Annotated in this window: 4 protein-coding genes and 1 pseudogene; 2 read left to right on the top strand and 3 right to left on the bottom strand. The window is 75.2% G+C overall.

Annotated features, from left to right (window positions below; genetic code table 11):
• Positions 1 to 1709: right-handed parallel beta-helix repeat-containing protein (locus tag HPY23_RS21690; RefSeq protein WP_200649675.1), on the top strand; the 1709-nt coding region annotated here is incomplete at its 5' end.
• Here the strand turns inward: HPY23_RS21690 and HPY23_RS21685 are convergent.
• The 3 genes from HPY23_RS21685 to HPY23_RS21675 form a co-directional block, all read right to left on the bottom strand.
• Complete coding sequence (locus HPY23_RS21685; protein WP_060847385.1) at positions 1639 to 2469, bottom strand: WecB/TagA/CpsF family glycosyltransferase; 831 nt, start codon at positions 2467 to 2469, stop codon at positions 1639 to 1641. The two genes, HPY23_RS21690 and HPY23_RS21685, sit on opposite strands and share 71 nt — an antisense overlap.
• Before the next feature lie 3 nt (positions 2470 to 2472).
• Positions 2473 to 3726 carry a glycosyltransferase gene (locus HPY23_RS21680; protein ID WP_236017695.1) on the bottom strand — a complete coding sequence of 418 codons (1254 nt, stop codon included), beginning with the start codon at positions 3724 to 3726 and terminating at the stop codon, positions 2473 to 2475.
• Between the two features lie 422 nt (positions 3727 to 4148).
• A complete protein-coding gene (locus HPY23_RS21675) occupies positions 4149 to 5150 on the bottom strand; it encodes a Gfo/Idh/MocA family protein (RefSeq protein WP_091888870.1) in 1002 nt (333 codons plus the stop codon).
• Between the two features lie 340 nt (positions 5151 to 5490).
• Here HPY23_RS21675 and HPY23_RS21670 point away from each other — a divergent pair.
• Positions 5491 to 6208 (top strand): annotated as a pseudogene (locus HPY23_RS21670) (methyl-accepting chemotaxis protein); the annotation flags it as partial.

Genomic DNA, 6208 nt, shown 5'->3' with positions numbered 1-6208 from the left:
CGGCCCGCCTCGTCGGCAGCCGGCGCCTGACGCCCGTCCCCCTCGATCCCGCGCTCGCCGCGCGCCTGCCGGCCGCCGCGCGGGGCAAGGTGCGGGCCTACCGCCTGCCGGCCTCGGCCCGGGCGGCGCGGTTCCAGGCGCCGATCGTCCTCGACGGCCCGCGCACGCCCCCGGCCTTCGAGGTCTTCGACGACGGGGGCGCGATGCATCCCGCCCGCTGGCCCTCGGAGGGCTTCGCCAAGGTCGCGGGCGGCAAGGTCGCGGGCGGCACCGGGCCGTCCTTCACCCTCGACGGTCTCCCCCCCGGCCTCGTGCGCGACGAGCCGGACCTCTGGGCCGAGGGCTACTGGCGCTGGGGCTGGCTGTTCGAGGCGATGCCGGTGGTGCGGGCCGCGGCGGAGGGGGAGGGCACGCGCCTGACCCTCGACCGCACACCCTACGAGGGCATCCTGCCGGACGCGCCGGTGCGCCTCGTCCACGTCCTTGCCGGCCTCGACCGGCCCGGAGCCTGGTGGCGCGACGTCCGCACCGGCACGCTGCTCGCCTGGCCGCGGGGCGGCGAGGCGGTGGAGGTCTCGGTCGCCGAGACGCTGATCGCCACCGAGGGCACCGAGCACCTGCGGATCGCCGCCTTGCGCCTCGCCATGGCGCGGGGCGACCTCGTGCGCGTGCAGGGCGGGCGCGACGTGGTGGTCGAGGACAGCGTGCTCGGCCCGGCCGGGGGGCAGGGCGCGGCGTTCCTCGGCGTCCGGGACGGCGGCGTGCGCCGCTGCGACGTCGCCGGGACCGGGGCCGAGGGCGTGGTCCTGTCGGGCGGCGAGCGGCGTACCCTCGACCCCGGAGGGCTCTTCCTGCGCGACAGCCGCCTCACGGCCTACGCGCGGCGCTGGGAGACGCAAGCGCCGGCCGTCGCCCTCGACGGCGTCGGCGCCGAGGTGTCGGGCAACTTCATCCACGATTCGCCCGCCTACGCGATCCATCTCCGGGGCAACGACCACCGGGTCACGGGCAACGAGGTCGCCCGGCTCCTCGCCGGGGCGACCGACAGCGGCGCGATCTATTCCGGCCGGGACTGGACCGCGCGCGGCAACGTGATCGCGAACAATTTCCTGCACGACATCCGGGGCGGGGGGGAGCGCGAGGTCAAGGGCGTCTACCTCGACGACATGGCGAGCGGCTTTGCCGTCTCGGGCAACCTCTTCCTGCGGGTCGACCAGCCGGTCTTCATCGGCGGCGGGCGCGACAACCGCGTCGAGGGCAACGTCTTCGTGGCGTCGAGCCCGGCGATCCACGTCGATTCCCGGGGGCAGACCTGGGCGCGGGACGCGATCACCGATCCGGACTCGCAGCTGCGCGCCGCCTACGCGGCGATGCCGGTGGAATCCCCCCTCTGGCGGGCGCGCTATCCGGGCCTGCCCGGGCTGCTCTACGCCCGCCCGGCGGTGGCGAGCGGCAACGTGCTGAGCGACAACCTGCTCGCCTTGAGCGAGCCGTTCCGCTTCACCGACGGCGGCCAGGCGGCCGAGCAGGTCCAGGCCCGCAACCGCGGGCCGGCGCATCCGCCCGCCGACCTCGCCGCGCTGGCGCGGACCTCCGTCGATCCGCAGGACTTCGCCGCGCTCGCGCAGGGGACCGGGCTCAGGCTGCCGGCGATCCCGTTCGCCCGGATGCGCCGGGAGCGCGCGGCGGGGGCGCCTTTCGCGCGCTGAGGGCGTCGCGCGCCGCGATCAGCAGGAAGCGCGGGATGGTGTCGAGATAGCGCCGCCACAGCCGCCGCGGCTCGCGGGCGAGGCGGTAGGCCCATTCGAGGCCCGCGACCTGGAAGGCCTTGGGCGCCCGCGGGATGCGGCCGGTGGCGACGTCGAAGGCGGCGCCCACCCCCATGCCGATCGTGCCGGGCAGGTGCGGCGCGTGGGCCGCCATGAACAGCTCCTGCTTGGGCGTGCCGAGGCCGACCCAGACGATCTGCGCCCCCGAGTCCCGGATGCGGGCGCGCATCGCCTCGGTCTCGGCGGCGTCGAGAGGGCGGAAGGGCGGGGTCTCGATGCCGGCCACCTGCAGGCCCGGGATGCGGGCCCGCATCGTCTCGGCGAGCTGGGCGGCCACGCCCTCGCCGCCGCCGAGGAAGTAGTGGCGCCAGCCGGGGGCGACGCCCGCCCGGCACACCGCCTCGACGGATTCGATCCCCGGCACCTGCTGCATGCCGGAGAGCCCGCGCCAGCGGCCGATCCAGCTCAGAGGCCGCCCGTCGGCGCAGACGAGGAGCGCGTCGTGGTGGGCCGCCTTGAGGACGGGGTCCTTCTGGGCCCGGACGACGCCGTGCGCGTCGCGGAACACCACGAAGGTGCCGGGCTGGTCCGCGCCGCCGGCGAGCCGGCGCCCGAGGGCGGCGATCAGCCCGGCCATGTCGGTCGCCGAGACCGGCACGTCGCCGATCGCGAAGGAGGGGACGAGGGGGTCGTGTGCCACGTGTCAGCTTCCCGTTCTGGCGAGGGACGCGTCCGCCGCGCGCGCGGCGACGGCGTCCCGGTAGATCTCGAGGAGGGCGCGGGTCGTGACGTCCTCGCGCCACTCGCGCTCGTAGACGGCGCGGGCGGCCCGCCCCATGGCGGCGGCGCCCGCGGGATCGGTCGCGATGCGGGCGAGCGCCCGGGCGAGGTCGCCCGCATCCCCGGGCGCGGCGAGGAGCCCGGTCGCCCCGTCGGCGACGAGGCCGGCCAGCGCCCCGATCCGCGAGGCGACGACCGGGGTCCCGGCGGCGTAGGCCTCCGCCACCACCATCGGCAATCCCTCGTACCAGAGCGAGGGCACCACCAAGGCGGCGGCCCGGCCCATCGCCGCCTGGACCGCCTCGGGGCTCCGGGCGCCCGCGAGGTCGAGGCCCGGATGGCCGGCGAGCGCGCCGGCGAGCGGTCCCTCGCCGATCGCGGTGATCCGCAGCCCCGCGGCGGCGGCCGCCTCGGCGAGGACGAGCACGCCTTTCTCGGGGCTGAGCCGGCCGACGAAGAGGAGGCCGTCGCGCGGGCCGCCCGGGGGCGGGCCCGGATCGGGCAGGCCGTTGGGCCGGATGCGGATCCGCTCGGCCGGGACCCCCGCTGCCGCAAAACGCTCGCGGGCGAAGGGCGTCAGGGCGACGAACCGGTCGACGTCGCGCCGCCAGGTCCCGGCCCTGCGGTGGTGGTCGATCATCCGCGCCACCGCGAGCGAGCCGATCCGCGACCCGCGGTAGCAGGCATGGAGCACCGCCCGGTACGGCGAGCCGGTCACGCACCGCTCGCACGGCGCGCCGTCCCGCATCAGGAAGCCGTTGGCGCAGGCCAGGCGGTAATTGTGCAGGGTCTGCACCGTGGCGTGGCCCGCTGCCCGGGCGGCGGCGTGGATGCCGGGCGAGAGGAGCGGGAAGAAATTGTGGACGTGGACCACGTCCGGGCGAAAGCGCCGTGCCGCCGCCATGACCCGGCTGATTCCGTCCGGCGCGTGGGTCGCGGAGAAAGCCGCCCGCAGCCGCGCGGGCGCGGAATCGATCGCGTCGTTGTCGAGGAACACCGCCTCGACGGCGCAGCCGGCGCGCTCCAGGGCCGCGAGGTCGCGGGCCACTGCGGCATCCTCCCCGCCGCGGACCTGGTAGCGGTTGTGGGCGACGAGGACGCGCAGCGGGGCACCTCCGTCGGCCGTCGGCGCCGCGGAAGTGCGCGAACGGTCCGTGCTGATGATCGACGCTGACAAACCGCGATCCTCTCCTGGCGACCGGTCCGGGCGATGATCTGCCGCGATGCGCGAGGCACGCGACACGCAGTTCCCAGCCGTGCGCCGCGTCGTCGCGAGACGAGCCGACCCTGCCCGATCGTACTGTCGAGCACAGCCGGAACCGTCTTCGACGATGCCGTACTCAGATAACGCGTGACTCGGAAAGCGTTCAGGCGCGGTGAACTACCGACGCGGCCGGCCGCGACATTTCGACTATGCGCCAACGGATCGGGAAACGATCGGGAAAATCGACCAGTGATCGGGATAAGGCTGCGATTGCAGCGGCCTGCGCGTGCTGCCGGGCCGGGCGGGCTCCCGATCGAGGTGGTCCGGGCTCCGGGACCGGGTACCGGGGTGCGACCCGATGTCCGCGCTCCAATGCCCGCGCCCGGAGGCGGGCGTCACGCGCCGCGCGAGGCCAGGATCGTCTCGACGATCTCCTGCACCTCCAGCGCCTCGGCCAGGGTGGCGAGGGCGTGGGGCTCGCCGCGGGTCATCCGCACCACGCCCTCGAGCTGGCGCCGCAGGGCGATCGGGCGGGCGCGCTCGTTCGGCATCGCGTCGGCGGCGGGGGCGAAGCGGCCGTCCGCGCCGCGCCGCTCGGCGATCGCCCAGTCGCGCAGGCGGACCGTGCCGGCTTCGCCTTCGAGCGTCCAGGTGTTGTGGTCGTCGACATTGTGCGCGTCGGGCGGCGTCTCGCCGACCCGCCCGCGCAGCCGGACGGGCACGCCCCCGGCCCGGAACATCGCCTCGACCGCGCGCTCCGACCGGCCGGGCTCGGGAAAGACCGCGTGGCCGTCCAGGCCGTCGAGGGGGCCGAGCAGGCGGCGGCTCAGGAACAGGAAGTGCGACACCACCTCGCGGGTGAAGCCTCCCTCCCGCGGCGCGTCGAGCCAGGCGGCGGCATCCTCCTGCCAGGGCCGCGGCCAGCGCGCGAAGGCGACCTCGATCGTCAGCCGGCGCGGCGTGCCGACGGCGCCCTCGGCGATCCACTGCGCCAGGGCGGCGACGCCGAGCGAGGAGGCGAACGGAAAGTTCACGGCGCCCCGTTGCCCGGCCTCGGCCACGAAGGCGCGGGCCTCGGCGAGGTCGACGGCGAGGGGCTTCTCGCAGAACACGCTGCGCCCGGCCGCCAGCGCCGCCCGGGCATGGCCGAGATGCGAGGCCGGCGGCGAGGCGACGTAGACGCAATCGCTCGCCGCCACCACGGCGTCGGCGTCGGCGACCACCGGCACGCCGGGATAGCGCGCGGCGATCCGCTCCCGCGCCGCCGGCGCCGGGTCCCACAGGGCCGCGATGCGGGCCAGGGGGGCGTCCTGCCCGAGGACGGCGTTCATCATGCGCTCGCCCATGATGCCGGCACCGACGATGCCGAGGGCGAGGGGGGCGGTGGGAACGGTCATCGGAGATCCTGGCTGCCGGGGTCGTGTCCTCTTAAGGCCGAACAGGCCGTGGCGGAAAGCCGGCCGGTCCCGTACCGATTATCCGCGTCGCACGACCACCGCCGGCCCGCCGCCGATCCGGACGCGCGACGACCCATCGAGAACCCGGGGCGGCCCGATCGAACACCAGCTGATCGAGACGCCTGCCGCTGGGTCGAGATGCCAGATCGTCTTCGGTTCCCCAAAGAGCGAGAAAATAATTTTGCTCCGGTTTTCGAGGGCGTGACATCTTGTTAACGGCCGGATCCTACTCATGCAGGCCTGGAAACGTTCTATCGTGTTCGGGGCATTGGATTCGACGATGGTCAGGCTCAGCATCGGGCGCAAGCTGGCGCTGTCTTCCGCGGTCACCGCGTTGTTCGTCGCCGGGGCCGTCTACAACCAATGGTCCAGCAATCGAGAGATCCGCGCGGCGAACGACGCGCTGGCACGCGAGGAGACCATCCTGCGCGGAGTCTCGCAGGCGCAGATGGCGGTGGCCCGCATCCAGCTCGGCCAGAAGACCGTCGAGCTGGCGCGCAGCGCCGCCGCGGCCGACGCCGCCGTCGCGGCCGCCCTCGACGAGGCGCGCAAGGCGTCCGCGAGCCTCGCGCAGCCGATCGCCATCGCCATCAAGCCGGACGTCCTGCGCGAGAGCGAGCGCTCGGTCCACGACCTCGCCGGCGCGGTCCAGCGCTTCGCGCAGGCCGGCCGCGCCGACCTCTACGGCCGGCCCGTCGATGCCGCGGCGGCCAGCGCGTCGCGCGAGGAGATCGCCGCCCTGACCGCCCGGGCCGAGAAGACGATCGGCGAATCGGTCGCTAACGCCAACCGCTTCACCGAGGCCGCCATGACGACCGCCGCCGAGCGGATCGACGCGGCGACGCGGCTCGGCCTCCTGGCCGGGGCGGCCATGCTGCTGAGCCTGCTCGGCGCCGCGCTCCTGCTGATGCTCAACATCCAGCGCCCGCTCACCCGCCTCGTCGCCGTGCTGGAGCGCATGGCCGCCGGCGAGATCGACGCCACCATCGCGGAGGCCC

It is taken from the genome of Methylobacterium ajmalii, assembly GCF_016613415.1.
Classification (GTDB): Bacteria; Pseudomonadota; Alphaproteobacteria; order Rhizobiales; family Beijerinckiaceae; genus Methylobacterium; species Methylobacterium ajmalii.
The sequence above is the reverse complement of the archived record's forward strand: the minus strand, read 5'-3'. Positions and strand labels throughout refer to the sequence as shown.

Excerpts from the sequence above, each read along its gene's own strand:
- HPY23_RS21675 (WP_091888870.1), bottom strand. The coding sequence starts at position 5,150 with ATGACCGTTCCCACCGCCCCCCTCGCCCTCGGCATCGTCGGTGCCGGC.